Here is a 14,776-nt window from a genome sequence, read left to right on the forward strand (position 1 = left end):
ATGACAAGGTTTTAGACAATTCAATAATAACAAAAAATCATGGAATATTTCTAACATACCGGAGAACCTGGCAGAAGGCCTGATTCCTCCGGCATGTAGACTCATCTGTTAACGCTTTGCCCAGTCATTAACCTGAGGCTCAATCTTCATCGTCGAATTGGCTATATATCCTGCGCGCTGATCCGCCCAGGCTTTCCTCGCTTCGTCTTCCGAATTATGCCACTCTGTTGCTTCATTGATAACCTGATATCTTTTGCGTTTGAGATATTGTTGCCATGAATCCATGATTTTACTCATATTTGACTCATGGGTGCTCGGGTTTCCGCTTACTATGAGATGATCTACTTTCGAGTACAGCACGTGACTTTCCCTGGAAGAGGGATTGGTCTTATAGATCGCCCAGGAATAGTAGAAAAGTTTCTTCTGTTGGATTGGCCTGGCTGGCGACATAGTGCCTATGTTACAAGCCAGGAGCAGGATCAGAGTTAAAGTTTTCATAAGATACAGATTGAATGTGATACAAAGATTTTGAGATAAAAGAGTCGGCATGAAAAAGCTGTTATGATTGCTGGTGTTAAAATCTTGCGGAAACACCCAGCGAAACAGTTCGTAAGCCTGAATTCAACGTTGGAGTCAATCGAAGGGATACTGTTTCGCCCCTTCGGGAAAGTTCATTTCTGATGATATGGACTCGCCTGGCCCTTTTCGAGGCCGTCCGGTAGATCAGGAAGCTCAAACCGCCGCCCACCACTGTACTTGTGACGACTGTTCCGATAGCCAGGGCCCTATAATCGCTAAGTTCTTCATCATAGGACGCATGCCCGTATTTTACGGCATGGGAATTTAACGCAGTGTCCTTGGCATCAGCAAGCTGGACAAATCCCACAATCGTACCAATCAAGGCGGCACTTCCGAAGAAGGTTCCCCAAAAGACGCCAGCACCCTTCGCTCTTTGCTCTTCTTTGAACAGTTTCCGTAAGTCAGGTGTACTTTTGCCCTGAACGTCCCTGGCATACGTGAGCATAGAGGGTCGAACGCTTTGATTTACCGGAGGGGATAACGCCTCGCCTGACGGCTTTCGAATAGCATCTACCTCACCATTTGCATATAGGATTGTTACGACCTCTTCTTTCTTGATCGTGTATTGCGGGCCATTGGGATTGCTGAAACGCTTGTATTTAACCGTCGTTTCATCAATCTCCTTTATGACCGCATCTATTTTGACATTGTCCTTCGTGACAATGACGTCAGCTGACGGTGTTTGTGCCACGCGTTATGTGCCTGGCAACAAGCACAGTAAACCATAGATAATAGTTTTCATGGGACTGGATTAGCGCAGAATTCCTACTCGGTTAAAGGCTTTTCGGATGGGGCCTGGTGCGAGCCATGGCCTCTCAGCTGCGATTCCGTGGTTCGTACCAAAAATATCTCCACGCAGCTCCCATCTTCAATACCTACCAGTAGGTATATTACTGTCAATCAGAACCCTGAATATGAAATAAGGGCATAAGCCGCAGTCTTAATAGCGGCAGATAAAAATGCATGTAAAAATGCCAGAAAGATAATTGTCATTAGCATGGACATCACCAGCGACCTCTGTGACCGCATCGTAGCGCGGCAGCTGCGGCACAGCCTGCTGGATTACTGGAACCCGGATGCCTTCACCACCTTCACACTCTGCCCATCCTGCATCCTGAGCAGGTAAGCGCCGCTGGCATTCAGGTCCAGGCGGAATTTTTCGGCGGTAATGCTGATCGTTTTCAACACTTTGCCTGAGCCGTCGATCAGCGTGGCCTGGCTGCCTATGTAGCGTGGGCTGACGCGCACCTGTACCGGTCCGGAGGCGGGATTGGGGTACAGCACCACTTCGTCGGATGGCTGGAAAGTCACGCTCCGCATTCGACTGTATGTGAAGCTCGCGTCGCGGTCGGTGATTTTGAGCCTGTAAATGTTCTCTCCGCTGCGGGGCGATGAATCTCTGAATGCGTAGGATTGCGTCACCTGGCTGTTGTTCATCGCGGGTACTTTCCCGATGGTTTCCCAAGCCTTGCCATTGGTGCTGCGCTCAACGGCGAAGAAGTCGCTGTTGATTTCCGAGGTGGTTTTCCAGTTCAGCAATACCGCGTTTCCTTCCTTAGCGCCCTCGAACGACGCCAGCGTAACGGGCAAGGGATCGCTGGTGCTTTTGGCAAAAAAACCGCTGAAACCCGTTACGTTAAAGCTTACTTCCCAGCGACTGAGCGAACTGTTCCAGAATATGTCCGTATCCGCCGGGTCAATGGTGGTGATGGCCCCCGCGTAGGTCTCCGGCAGGCCGGTGGCGTCCGCAGCCCCGTTGCTGCTTTGCCCGTCACGCTTTTCTATTTTGAGATTGGCTATGCCGGAAGCATCTCCGGGACCGGTGGGCAGGCCGATGGAGTTAATCGCATTAAAATCGTCAAACTCTTCCTGGGTGAAATAGAGCGTCACCTGCCCTGATCCGTTGGTGGCTGGGGTGATCTCATAGTGGCGCTTCACATACTGTGCCGGCTGGGTGCTTTCGATCCACAGTTTGGCAGTGGTGCTGCCGCTTGCACCGTCCGTGGTGTTGCTGCTTACCCGGGCGATCACCTCCGGGCACGCGCCGTAGTATACCGTACCCTGCTGGGTGGAGACGGACGTTGCCCCATGTGCAGCCAACGCAGCGGCTCCTACCGGCCCCTGGTATTCATAAGCGCCCAGGTCGTAAGTACCCACGCGCGTGTAGCCGGTGATGTCGGTTGGAGCGGCTGTCGATGCCGGGTCACCTGCATTGACAGCCGGGCTGCATGTGATCAGGTGATAATCGCCTGCCATGGAAGGTGTCGTGTAAGTTGCACTATTGTCGGGATTTGCGAATACCTCGGAAGCTGTTATATCTGCGCCATCTATTTTCTTGCTGCTGATGTTGCCGTTATCGGTATTGGTGAGTTCTTCTATAAGGCTAAAAGCGATGACGGGGACAGAATTGGTTACATTGTAAATGCCATTGTAATAAGTGGCGCTGTTCCCCAAAATAATGCTGTTGCGGATTTCGGGGCTGCTGCTATCATTATAGATGCCCCCGCCGTAGGCGTAGGCGCTGTTGCCGCTGATGGTTACGTTGGTGAGCACGGGTTTGGAATTGACAATATTGGATATACCGCCTCCAAAGTTATAGGCACTGTTGCCGCTAATGAGTACATTGGTGAGTACAGGATGACAATTGACTTCGTTATGCATGCCTCCGCCGAAGCGCATGGGTTGCCCGGCACCGTTCTGGCCGGTGAGGTAGTTTCCTTTAATGACCACGTTGCTGAGCACGGGGCTGCAATTTGTGGTACCAAATATGCCTCCTCCACGATCTATCGCATTGTTTTCGCTGATCATTACCTGGTTAAGCATCGGGCTGCTGTTCTCATTATATATACCTCCTCCCCAGTTGGGGCCTGTATTTCTGCTGATGGTCACATTGTTCAGGGTGGGGTTACTACGGAGATTGGCGATTCCACCGCCACGGTCACTGGCTACATTCCCGGTAATCACTACGTTGGTCAGGACCGAAGTGCTCGCGCCATTGTACATTCCGCCGCCATATGCTTCGGTGCGGTTAGAAGTGATGATAAGGTTGCTTAATGTGGGTGAAGCATAGCGGTTGGACATGCCGCCGCCCCGATCGAGGTTGGTGTTTCCGATGAGATGGCCACCACGGAGTACAAAACCATCGAGGACGGCCTCGTCGGTCATGGGATTGGCCTCCGAAAAATGATTGGTAACGATGCGAAAATTGCTAGTTGCGGTGGCGGGGCGAAGCAGTATGCTGCTATCAGCGCCAAAAACCCTTTGCGACAGGTACTCCTCCGTACCGGCAAAACTGCCGTAAATCTTCACACTGTCTTTCATACTGATCGTGGCCGTCAGGCTATAAACACCCTTTTTCACAAACAGGCTGTCGCCGAAAGCGGCATGGTCGATCGCCGTTTGCAGATCGGTGTAGGCATCGGCCCAGGTGCTGCCGTTGTTGGCGCCGCTGGCTGTGGCGTCCACAAAGTACTTGTTCCGGTATTCGTAAGCCCCCATATCGATCGCACTTCCTACTACCCGGGGACCTCCCGACAGATCTCTCGCAAGCGCAAAAGTGTTAAGGCTGCTGTTTCCCTGATTAATGACCGGGGACATGGCCGATGGCCTGAAATCGCTAGCCGCTACACTCACGAATCCCGGCGCGGCGCTGATCACCGCCGACGCGCTAAAACCGCTGGCGGGATTGTTAACATCGGTGGTTTTGATCAGCGAGTTAGCGGCCGTTCCCGTTGCCGCGCTGCCTGCTACCGTAATGGCATCGGCAGCACCATCGGTCCACAATATACTGTTGATCAGCCCGGTAATTACATTATCCTGCACTTTCAGCACCGTGCCGTCAGGATTATATAGCGTGGTGTTGTAAACTTTCAGGTCGGGTATCAATTCGCTTTTTCCGGCTGCATAAATTACCGGCTTATTGCTGGACACGTTGTACAACAAACTATTGGTCACAGCGACTTTTGCACCGTTGCGCAAGCCTATTGCCGCACCATCATTGGTGCTGGTGTTATTGCGAAAAGTGCAGGCATCCAGCCGCAGGTAGCCGCGTCCCGTCGCCGCCACTCCCCCGCCGATGCCGCCGGCTGGGCCGCCCTGCGAGTCGTTATTTGCGCTTTGACCGACGAATTCGGTATTAGTGACCTTTACATTGTAAAACGCATTTGTACCATCGTAACCAATATCTGCCAGGTTAAAAAGCGCCAAACCGCCTCCCTGGTATTCTGCAAGGTTGTTTTCGAAGTGGCAGTCTGCAATCCGTAACGTATCCGTAGCACCCTGTTTGGCGGCAGCGTCAATGTAAACTGCCCCTGTTTGAAATGCCTGGTTGTTTTTAAAAACGCAGTTGCGGATGGCTGGCGTACAGCTCACATCTTCGCCCCAGGTGGTGATCATCATGGCGCTGCCGCTGTGGCGCGGGAAGAGGTTGTTCAACACCGAACCGGCATTGGCGTTACCATCACTGAATTCGAAGCCATCGATCACCGTCGAATTATCTACCGGACTGAATGGTGCAGTTTGTGTTTCGTCAATGCTGACGACCATGATATGATAACTGTTATCCTCGCTACTGGCTGCGTCGCCGATATTCCCGCTGAGTATCGTCTTGTTGGCTGCCCAATCCCGCTGGCTGAGCGATGTTTCGTCGCCAGCAAAGCCGCCGTACAGCTTTAAATTGCTTCTTCTGACACGAAAAAAATCATCGCGGTTGTTGGTGGAAGACGGATAGTAGGTGCCTGCCGCCACCCAAACCTGCTCGATAGCGGTATTGGTATGGGCCTCCTGAAGTACGGTTGCCAGACTGCCCGCGGCATTGGCCCAGGAACTGCCGTCGCCGGTTCCCATGGCAGAGGGCATCACATACACGACCCCGTTAACATCGCCCGAAATCTGTGCAGCAATTGACAGCGGAAAACAAAGTAGAAAGAATAGAAAGCGTAGCTGTTTGTTCATATGTGTCGGCATGGACCATTTACATGGATAAGGCATTCCGAGGTCCAAGCCATGAAATTGGGAAGACAAGGCGGCGCTTTCCGCTTTCCGATGCGGACAAAAAGCGGACAAAGGTTTATCAGCTGATAATCAGTTACTTTTCACCCAAGGCTGTGATAAAGCTTTCCAACTTATCCTGTTCGGGAAGATGTAGTACAGCCCGCAGACGCCGCTTACCGCGGGCCACGCTGGCTTTGCCGATACCGAGGCTGTTGGCTATTTGATAGTTATCGAGCTTCAAAAAAATAAGGGCCGCCAACCGTTCCATAGCCGGGGTGATATTGTCCGAATTTTCTTGGAGTTTAAGGAAGAAATAAGGATAGGCCCTGGAAAATTCCACCCTGAACTTTTCCCATCCCTCGTCGGTAAACAACGGTTCGTTCAGCAGCTTTTCGATGGACGCCGCCGAAGATGATTGTATGTTTTTTAAATCTATTTGCAGCGATTTAATGAGATTGTTCTTTTCAATAATGTGATTCGTAAACAGCGCTATTTTTTCACGGGCATCACTTATTTTTAACTCCGCGGCTTCATGCTGTAAGCGGAGCTCGCTCAGGCGGTTGATATTTTTTATGCGTTTTCGATTGTAGAGAAGCGCAATGATGATGGCGAGCAACACAACACCCGCGATAAGCACTCTCCTGAAATTCCTTTCCTGCCGAACCGACGCTTCCGCCAAAACCAGGGAGTTTTGAAGTTTGTCGAAATCTATCTGTGCTTGAAGCGTTGAAAATTCGCTCTTTTTTAGTTGTTCGCGTTCTACATCCCGGTATTTGTTTTGCAAGTTGAGACAATAAAAAGCGCTGTCATATTGACGGGTATCCTGGTATATGGTGGTCATCCACTTCAATGCGTTGATCATTTGTGGATTCAGGTTTTTGATTCTGGATAAATTCCAGGCTTCCTGCGCCGCTGCCAGCGCCGCTCTGCGATTATTCTGCCCGTAATAGAAAGCTGCGTATGCATTTTGCGCCATAGCGATATTCAACGTATCGCTACAAGCTATGCTGGTATTCAAATAGTTTTGAAGCAATGGCGATGCTTTTCCGTATTGCTTTTCGTGGATATATGTTTTTGCAATATTCCCCTGGGCAATCCCTTCCCATAGCTTTTTATGCCTCGCGTCCGGCTCGGATTTTATCCGTTCGAGAATTAAATGATAATATCTGCGGGCGCTATCGCATTGTTCCAATTGTAAATAACTGCTTCCCAGGAGATCATATTGGAAAATAAAAACCCGCTCGTCGCGATGGAGAGGGTCTTTATCCCAATGTGCGAGGAACCGCTTGCCATAGTGAATGGCACGAGTGTAATCTTTTTGGGAATACAAACCCGCACTGATCCCAAAAAAACGATTGTGGGTAAAAGGGAAATATTTGGTGCCTATTTTTTCCTGGATTTCTACGGCTTTTAAATTGTAAAGCAAATAGGTTTCATCGCCCGGCGGAACATCCGCCCTGATACTGTACAACTCGGCATTAAGTTGTTCATCGTGTAAGGGATAGGCCAGTTTAATGGCTTTCTCCACTTCCGGGTAATACCTTTCCTGCATGCCGTGTTCCCTGGCCGCCATTATTTCAAACATCATCAACCGCACCTGAAGTCTGCGATCCGGGTGTTGGTCAATATAATGACGCAGCTTGTTAATATCCCTCCAATACTTTTTCCGGCTCGCAGGATCTTTTTTCAATCGAAGCGAATCAAAAAAAACCTGCGAAGCATAGCTCTGATCCCTCCCCGATTTCTCCCAGGCTTTTAGATAAGGCCTAATGGTTTCATCCTGCCCAAAAGAGGCGCGGACAAAAACAATAAGAAAGAAAAAGAGGGGCCATTGTAATTTTATTATCATCGACTATCATACTAATATTCCGTCACAGGCGAAACGAATTCACCCCTTGAAGCGATGACAATATAAAGAAAAGATTGAAAGCCGGATGTTTACAACTTAATGCGCCAGACTAACATTTAATGATGGATTTCAGACAATTCAACAAAACGCCTGTTCTTGTACAGAACTTTCTGGTGCACCTTCGCATCGGGAGGCAATCAGCCTCGTGTAAACATGACATTACTTTTAAGCTGGAAACGATGCAAAAACAAGCTTTTCTTACCCTGTTGTTGATACTTACGTCAGTTATTACATATGCGCAGCAGACTGTTAATCGTAAAGATTTGCTCTCGGCGGGGGTGGCCAATCAAACGATTGATAATGTCCAGGCGAAAGAAATCACCATGAACCCGGGCCAGCGTGCGCCGCGGCATCATCATGCCTGCCCGGTGGTGGGCTATGTCGTAAAGGGCACAATTCTCTACCAGATCGAAGGCGGGCCCGCAAAGACACTCAACGAGGGTGAAGCTTTTTTTGAGCCTGCCAATAAGGTTATCACCCACTTTGACAATGCATCGGCAGATACGCCAGCCAAATTTGTTGCTTTCTACCTCCGTAATGGGGAGCAGCCGCTGGTAGAAATATTGCCTGACCCAAAGTGACCATTCGATCCCGGAATTACAATGATCAACAGCAGCAATTTATTGGCTCTGGCCGTGCAAAACAATGCCGATTGGTGTAGTGTTGTTTGTGAAAGCCACGGCGCAGCCAGTATTTGGGAGCCGACCGTCTGGCATTGTTCGGGACAGCCTCCGATGTTTTATCCTGACATCATTTCGCTAAGTCCTGCCTGTGATTTGCAAACGATAGCCGGGAAAATCGAGGATATGGAACGGAATATATCCATCAAAGACGCTTACGACTCGTTAGATCTGCCATCTCTCGGTTTTAACCGCTTGTTCAGGGCACATTGGCTGGTGGCCCCACCCGTAACATCCGGGCCACTAGCCTTCCGCTTCGTATCGACCGACGACGAGCTTTCTCGCTGGCAAAGAGCGTGGAACAACGGCAGCGACCACAATATCTTCCGGACAGGCCTTTTGAAAAATCCCGATGTCCGCTTTGTTGCCATTTACCGGCAAGGCGAGCTCAGCTCCGGAGCGATTATCAACCGGACCGGGCCTGTCGCCGGAATTACTAATTTTTTCTGCAATGCCCAGGATTTTGGCAGCTCTTATCTGACCTGCATCGCTGCTGCGCGCTCAGTTTGGCCTGTTAGCGAGGTTGTAACCTATGAAAGGGAACAAAACCTGGACGACTTCAAGGCCATCGGAATGAAAGAGCTGGGGGCATTATCGGTGTATCTGAGGCGCATTGCAACAGCCAGAAGACAATCGACAGGGCGAAACATTTGCCCAGCTCGTTGAAATGGTTGTGAACCGACGGGATTGTACAGTTTGCCATCCCGGCGACTTATATTCGGCTAATTAAATGAAAGTGACTTGCAGCAAATGGCCATCAACATTATACCACTACAAAAAGACTCCTACCAAGACATCATCCAGGTATGGGAAGCATCTGTCCGTGCGACGCACTCGTTTTTGTCAGAAGCGGATATTCAATTTTATAAACCGCTCATTCTGAATCAATATCTGGATCAACTGTCGCTTTTCGGCATTCTCGATCACGCCAACAAACTTGCGGGTTTTATTGGCATCGAGGGGGTTAAAATCCAGATGCTTTTTGTGCATCCCGACAATTTTCAGCAAGGGGTCGGTCGGGCACTCTGCATGTATTCGGTGGAAGAACTTGGAATATGCCAGGTGGATGTGAATGAGGATAATCCGGGAGCATGCCTTTTTTATTCCAAACTTGGCTTTAAAATAGCGGGCAGATCGCCGTTGGACGAAAGCGGCAAACCGTTTCCTATTTTACATCTTGCAATTTGAAATTGATAATTTCCTCATGAAGCTAAAAGAAGATCAGACCGGCATACTCCTTTCATTTAACATCTGGGCTAACCGACGGTTGACAGATCAGATCAAGTCCCTTTCGCAGGAGGAATTCACGCGCGAAACAGGCGGCAGTTTTCCTTCGCTCCGCCTGACGCTCATTCATTTGCTCGAATCTGACTGGCTCTGGCTCAACCGCTGGCAGGGAAAACCACTGGTTTTACCGCCCGAGAATTGGGATACTCAAACCCCCATATCGATCTCGGAGATCTGGCTGGGGATTCAGGAGCAAATTGAGGAAACTTTTGAGTCGAAAGCCGAAGGGGCCATGCAACAGGTTATTCATTTTGTCACCAAAGCAGGTGCTGCACTTGAAATGCCGTATTGGCAAACCGTGAGTCACATGGTGAATCATGCCACATACCACCGCGGCCAAATGGCGAATATGATCCGCATGATGGGTCACAAGCCCGTGGCCACCGATCTGTTCCTGTTCTATATCGAAGAAAACGGGAGGCCGGAGTAAATTGATTTTTGGCCGGACGCTTAGATTACCTGCATTTAAAGAACTGCTGCCTGCCAGAATTGCCATTTTCCAACGTGAGCGTGCTGTCCGAGAGATCGGTGATTTCGTAGCGGATATCGGGAATGGTTATCAGCCCGTGTGATATACCTACGTAGCGCGCGTGGAAGGTTTTTCCTGTCACCCGATATTCCCAGGGTTGTCCTTCGGCGGGCCGGCAAGTGTCTGAAGCACTTGTTGCGATGTATAGGTAGGCGGGATCGAATGTCCAACGTGTTTTGGACGGGCTGGTTGACGACCGCAATTCCCATGTCCCATGCAACTTATTCGCATCAATTGAAACTTCCGATTTGTTGCAGCAACAAACCAGCACGGTCAAAAGGAAATATAGTATAGCCTTCATCTTGCCTGAGGTTTTATAGATGAAGATAATATTTTTGATCCAAAGGTTGGATTTAGAATATGTAGCAAGTCACCTCAGCTATTCACTCTTAATAACATGATAATCAAAAGAAGAAATCGTTACCGGCCCTAGTAACCCCGAAGGTTGCAGCAGCGAAGAAGCTTTCCAGGGATTTTCCCTTGTCCATGTTTTTCGGTGCGACTCAGGTAAATGCTGATCGCCGATCAACCGGTTCATCCAGTTGTTGACCACCTCCACCCGAAGGGTATTTTCGCCTTTTTGAAGAAAGTCAGTTATGTTTAAGCGGTAAGGTTTTGTCCACACGCCGCCGGCATACTTGTCATTTACATAAACTTTTGCCATCACCATCACATGGCCCAGATCGATGTACTGCGCTTGCTGCGGCAGGGAATCCATGCTGAATGTAGTACTGTATGAAGCGGTACCTGAAAAGTATTTGATGGTGGAATCCTTCGAATCTTTCCAATCTATAAGGTGCTCAAACGTGATAGCCTGCGCCGGGGCGTTGATACCTTTGAAATGGACCTGCCAGGGCCTTTCCAAAGCCAACAAACGCTTGCCCGCGGGGAAGTTTTCAGGTTGTTTTTTTGACTTTGATTCAACCTCATTTGTGCGGGAAAATACGATGAACGTACTTCCGTAAGCCTCTAATTCCAGCGGAAGGGTTGTCGACTGGGCTGTGCGGCTGTGCTCCGGGAGCGATCGCACTTCACCCGTTAAGGGGTCCCAAAGTTGAGGTCGCCCCTGGTTTTGCCGGAATGTGGCCTGGAACTTCACTTTTTGGGGCTGCTGGTTTGATAAAAAATAAATATTTCCATCCGGAAGAGCCCGATGGCAGAACAGCACGGAAGCAGAATCTGCGGCAATGTGTAAGTCGGGTATAACCGATAATGTAGCCAGAATGTTTTCGAGCGTATTCTGATCGCCAAATACATATCCTTTCCCCACCTTTCCAAATCCGGTTGGCGTGGTGGCTTTCCACAGGGCTTGCGCCATTCGCTTCACCTCCTGATCCGCCTGCGGATAATTTGCCAGGCTCGGTGAGCTTTGCGGGGCCGGCCCCAGGATCGCAAGTCCCTGATTCACTAATGCTGAGATTTTACGCAAAACCTCCGGACGCATGGTTGTCAGTCGCGGCAGTACCAACACTTTGTATTGCATTCCGCTTGCCAGTGTGAGTTTCCCATCTTTCACAGATGCCTCCTGCAACAGGACTTCCGCGTTGATGTAGTCAAACGAATAGCCTTTCGGCAGCGCTGGATCACAAATGCCTGTCATTTTGGGCGTGTCTTCACCGATAAAATAGGCCACGTCCGCCACAAATCGCCCCTGTTGAAGCAGCAGATTGGTTCTTTTCAGATAACCGGCAAATACATCCATCTGATCAAACCAGGTGTTCTTACGGTTAAATTCATTCCCAAACTCCGTGTTCATCCCCGGCCAGCGATCTTCATAAGGCTGGTGGATAAATACGTGAAGAAGGGTGCTGTTGATCCCTTCCGTAAAGAACCTGTCCCCCCTGGCTTTCATCACATAAGGATAGCGTGCAAAGGCCTTCCCGCCAGCGGTAAACGATTCGGCCCATACTTTTTGCTTACCATAAATGTGGGCAGCGGAGGACGCAGCTTTATTCTCGATATCACCCAATGAACCTTCGCTCCAGAACTCCCCGCCTACCTCGTCGGACTGCCCGCCGTATTGCAAGAACTCCCCGGGAAATCCCCAGTGCCCGTAGTTTTCGAGCCAGGTGGTAAGCCCGTGCTTGTGACTTTGCTCGCGCAAACCACCCACATAATCGTAAGCGACGCGGTCGGCAATCAGGCGGCGCAAGTCCCAGAGAAAGCGGTCCGATTTGTCCTGACTTTCCACCACCTTGCCGCTCAGTGCCGGCAGAAACGGCACAGGGTTATACCCATATGTTTTGACAAAACGGGCTTCCATATCGTCCGTCCAGTTTTGGCCGCCTGTTTCATAGCTGTCCTGCACCACGACTTTGAATGTCCGCCGGTCCTGCGGAGGTATCCTGCGCAGGATTTCGCCGAGATAGGCGTCGAAGTGGGTGGCAACGTGGCGCTTGCTCATTTTATCCACTTCCAGCCCGGTGCCTTCCGGAGTTGCCGGTGAATTGGTCACGCTGGTGGTTTGCATCGCCAGCCTGACTATCTTCCACTCCCCAGCCGGAACATCCCAGGTTAGCTGCCCATTTTTGTAAAAGGAAGTCAGGTCTCGGACAGCTTTGGCCTGAACAATGGTGCCGGGATCCGTCACCTGCGGCTGCTGCCGCCAGAGATAGTCGGCCCAAAGCGGAAGTGGTGTTTGAAACATTTTGGCCAATGTTTTTTCCGGGTACCGTTCCACCTGCGGCTCCGACGATAGCGAAACGGCTATGCGGGCAGTTCCCGCAGGAGCCACCACCAGCCTGAATGCAGAAGCCTTCACCTCGGGCAATGAAATCACCACCGGGGCCAGGGGCGCAAAGCCCACATTCAGTGCGGTATTACTGCGATCTACTTCAATGCGCAAGAGTTCCCGGTATTCATTTCCTTGCTTATAGTAGAGTACGGCGGAAGTTTTGATGGGCTTGTCCACCTGAATGGTCAGGCTGCGCATGGGTTGATTGCCCGAAACTGGCATTTCAACCGATGCCTCCGCTTTGTCTTTCTTGGCGAGTATTTGGGAATACGCTTCTGGCTTGGTCTGCACGGGATAAGCCAGCACTTTTACGTCCTGCGCGTCTGGCCCCAGCTCGGGCAGCGGGCCCTGCATCTTTTTGGGTCCGGAAACCGGTACCTCGGTAGACGCAAGATACCGCATGCTGGCCTCCGGCTTTATCCACGGCCCGCCGGACTGGCTCCACCCCGGCGAGTTGAAAAGGCCAATTTCAATGTTCAGTTCGCCTGCTTTTTTCAAGGCAGTATGCAGGATTTCCCACCAGGCATCCGAAAATAGTTTGTGCTCACCATAGGGAGCGCCCACATTGATATGCCCGATGAATGCGCGGTTGATCCCCACTTTTTTCATCGATTCCAGATCCTTAACAACTCCTTCTTTAGAAATATGATCCGAAAGCCAGTACCAGTAAACAGCCAGCGGAAGCGAGTCCGGGCCCGTGCGGAAGGAAGTTCGCAAGCTGCTGATCGGCACGTTTAATGGCGGAGATTGCGGTACAATCTGCGCCGAACAGGTAAGCGAAAACGCCAGGCAGACTGCGAGATAGAATTTGTTCATAACGTATACCGGCGTTTTCAGCCGATTGGGTTTCTTGAAAGTAATATTCCTTTTTTAAATTAAACTTTAACAATAATCCAAACGCTTAACCTGCGATTGGTTTTTATCAAAAAGTACAAAATATTGACCAGGAAAGGCCATTTCCACTTGTTGCGACAGCCAGGCTATGTTTCCCTTCTTCGAAACGCAACAGGCGAGAGCCCGTTTTTCTTCTTGAATAGTTTTGAAAAGTAAAAGACCGACTCAAATCCTGTCTGGTGCGTAATTTCACTGATATTCAGGTTTGTATTAATGAGCAGATCGCGGGCGCGCGATAAGCGGAGATTGAGATGGTATTGGTTCGGCGAAACGCCGGTTATCTTCTTAAAAGCCTTTCTGAAAGCGGAATAACCCATGGGCAGCTGGCTTGCCAGTTCTTCCACGTCCACTTGCTTCTCGTAGGATTCCTGTAAAATGAATTCAGCTTTTGCGATCAATCGGCCAACCGGGTCATTGTCATAATCCTTGAATTTCGAAATGGTATTCAATATGCCCAGTATCTGAAGTGTAATGCCCGCAATCTGCTGATGGTAACCCAGGTTAGCCGCTTTTAGCCGGTCGAAAATCCGGTGCAGCAATACCAGGATTTCCTTGTTCGATTTGATATCCACGAAAGGTCGCGCCGGATGGAAGTTCAGATTGTTCATCAGCTGCCGGATGTAATATCCGTTGAATCCCAGCCAGTATTCTTCCCAGCCCGATTTCACATCCGGCTTGTACCGGTGCCACACGCCGGGAAAAAGAAAAAAGCACTGCCCTGCGCTAACTTCCGTCGGCGGCAGGTTTTCCGCTTCAAATATGCCCTTTCCCCTGGTAATGAAAATGATGTAATAGTCATTCAGTATCCGCCCCCTGTTCCAGGTGAGCTTGTGGCTGTCGGGATGCGGCTCATTGGGGTATTGCTGGTTAGGTTCTACTTTGGAGTAACCCGCGGTGGTCAGGTAAAGCCCCCAAAGCTCCTCGGTTTGACTGACATTTAAATACTTGATAAAGTTGTTCGTCATTGTCTCTGCATTAGAATGATTATTCAGATAAAAGCAGCTGCTTTCTCTATGATCAGCGATTTAAATATCAAAAAGTATAAACTATGCTGAAATCTCCTGTTAGCGTTGGTGTACGTGCTTCGACCGCCGGGCGGCCCCGTGCGCTCAACACTAATAATTGACATAATTAAACATAATTTTGTACTTTTTGATAAAATTACGCAGCAC

11 protein-coding genes are annotated in these 14,776 nt (G+C 49.9%); 4 read left to right on the forward strand and 7 right to left on the reverse strand.

Annotated elements, in window-relative coordinates:
* Positions 1 to 108: 108 nt before the first annotated feature.
* From DFER_RS11245 to DFER_RS11260, 4 genes are all read right to left on the reverse strand, one after another.
* Positions 109 to 498, reverse strand: a complete 390-nt coding sequence (locus DFER_RS11245) for a hypothetical protein (RefSeq protein ID WP_015811755.1) — start codon at positions 496 to 498, stop codon at positions 109 to 111.
* 76 nt (positions 499 to 574) lie between these two features.
* Positions 575 to 1,270 carry a hypothetical protein gene (locus DFER_RS11250; RefSeq protein ID WP_041734971.1) on the reverse strand — a complete coding sequence of 232 codons (696 nt, stop codon included), beginning with the start codon at positions 1,268 to 1,270 and terminating at the stop codon, positions 575 to 577.
* A gap of 371 nt (positions 1,271 to 1,641) precedes the next feature.
* Positions 1,642 to 5,532 carry a choice-of-anchor Q domain-containing protein gene (locus DFER_RS11255; protein ID WP_015811756.1) on the reverse strand — a complete coding sequence of 1,297 codons (3,891 nt, stop codon included), beginning with the start codon at positions 5,530 to 5,532 and terminating at the stop codon, positions 1,642 to 1,644.
* 133 nt (positions 5,533 to 5,665) lie between these two features.
* On the reverse strand, positions 5,666 to 7,420 hold the full coding sequence (locus tag DFER_RS11260; RefSeq protein WP_015811757.1) for a hypothetical protein: 1,755 nt from the start codon (positions 7,418 to 7,420) through the stop codon (positions 5,666 to 5,668).
* A 119-nt stretch (positions 7,421 to 7,539) separates the two neighbouring features.
* Between DFER_RS11260 and DFER_RS11265 the strand changes: the two genes are divergently transcribed.
* The 4 genes from DFER_RS11265 (at position 7,540) to DFER_RS11280 (ending at position 9,877) form a co-directional block, all read left to right on the forward strand.
* The gene (locus DFER_RS11265; protein WP_015811758.1) at positions 7,540 to 8,061 is read left to right on the forward strand and encodes a cupin domain-containing protein; all 522 of its coding nucleotides are present in this window, start codon (positions 7,540 to 7,542) and stop codon (positions 8,059 to 8,061) included.
* Between the two features lie 21 nt (positions 8,062 to 8,082).
* Positions 8,083 to 8,826: a hypothetical protein gene (locus tag DFER_RS11270; protein ID WP_015811759.1), complete on the forward strand. Its 744-nt coding sequence runs from the start codon at positions 8,083 to 8,085 to the stop codon at positions 8,824 to 8,826.
* Between the two features lie 84 nt (positions 8,827 to 8,910).
* On the forward strand, positions 8,911 to 9,348 hold the full coding sequence (locus tag DFER_RS11275; protein ID WP_015811760.1) for a GNAT family N-acetyltransferase: 438 nt from the start codon (positions 8,911 to 8,913) through the stop codon (positions 9,346 to 9,348).
* 16 nt (positions 9,349 to 9,364) lie between these two features.
* Positions 9,365 to 9,877 (forward strand): DinB family protein, encoded by a 513-nt coding sequence (locus DFER_RS11280; protein ID WP_015811761.1) that lies wholly within the window; start codon positions 9,365 to 9,367, stop codon positions 9,875 to 9,877.
* A gap of 25 nt (positions 9,878 to 9,902) precedes the next feature.
* On the opposite strand, the gene DFER_RS29905 is transcribed toward DFER_RS11280, so the two are convergent.
* The 3 genes from DFER_RS29905 to DFER_RS11290 form a co-directional block, all read right to left on the reverse strand.
* Positions 9,903 to 10,277, reverse strand: a complete 375-nt coding sequence (locus DFER_RS29905; RefSeq protein WP_015811762.1) for a hypothetical protein — start codon at positions 10,275 to 10,277, stop codon at positions 9,903 to 9,905.
* Between the two features lie 78 nt (positions 10,278 to 10,355).
* Positions 10,356 to 13,526 (reverse strand): glycosyl hydrolase, encoded by a 3,171-nt coding sequence (locus tag DFER_RS11285; protein WP_015811763.1) that lies wholly within the window; start codon positions 13,524 to 13,526, stop codon positions 10,356 to 10,358.
* A gap of 164 nt (positions 13,527 to 13,690) precedes the next feature.
* Complete coding sequence (locus tag DFER_RS11290) at positions 13,691 to 14,569, reverse strand: helix-turn-helix domain-containing protein (RefSeq protein WP_015811764.1); 879 nt, start codon at positions 14,567 to 14,569, stop codon at positions 13,691 to 13,693.
* Positions 14,570 to 14,776: the final 207 nt, after the last annotated feature.

The sequence above is a fragment of the Dyadobacter fermentans DSM 18053 genome (assembly GCF_000023125.1).
Lineage (GTDB): Bacteria > Bacteroidota > Bacteroidia > Cytophagales > Spirosomataceae > Dyadobacter > Dyadobacter fermentans.

What these genes read in the sequence shown, in the direction of transcription:
- DFER_RS11270 (WP_015811759.1), top strand. Translation starts at nt 8,083, where the DNA reads ATGATCAACAGCAGCAATTTATTGGCTCTGGCCGTGCAAAACAATGCC.
- DFER_RS29905 (WP_015811762.1), bottom strand. Translation starts at nt 10,277, where the DNA reads ATGAAGGCTATACTATATTTCCTTTTGACCGTGCTGGTTTGTTGCTGC.
- DFER_RS11275 (WP_015811760.1), top strand. Translation starts at nt 8,911, where the DNA reads ATGGCCATCAACATTATACCACTACAAAAAGACTCCTACCAAGACATC.
- DFER_RS11265 (WP_015811758.1), top strand. Translation starts at nt 7,540, where the DNA reads ATGATGGATTTCAGACAATTCAACAAAACGCCTGTTCTTGTACAGAAC.
- DFER_RS11255 (WP_015811756.1), bottom strand. Translation starts at nt 5,532, where the DNA reads ATGAACAAACAGCTACGCTTTCTATTCTTTCTACTTTGTTTTCCGCTG.
- DFER_RS11290 (WP_015811764.1), bottom strand. Translation starts at nt 14,569, where the DNA reads ATGACGAACAACTTTATCAAGTATTTAAATGTCAGTCAAACCGAGGAG.
- DFER_RS11280 (WP_015811761.1), top strand. Translation starts at nt 9,365, where the DNA reads ATGAAGCTAAAAGAAGATCAGACCGGCATACTCCTTTCATTTAACATC.
- DFER_RS11245 (WP_015811755.1), bottom strand. Translation starts at nt 498, where the DNA reads ATGAAAACTTTAACTCTGATCCTGCTCCTGGCTTGTAACATAGGCACT.
- DFER_RS11260 (WP_015811757.1), bottom strand. Translation starts at nt 7,420, where the DNA reads ATGATAATAAAATTACAATGGCCCCTCTTTTTCTTTCTTATTGTTTTT.
- DFER_RS11285 (WP_015811763.1), bottom strand. Translation starts at nt 13,526, where the DNA reads ATGAACAAATTCTATCTCGCAGTCTGCCTGGCGTTTTCGCTTACCTGT.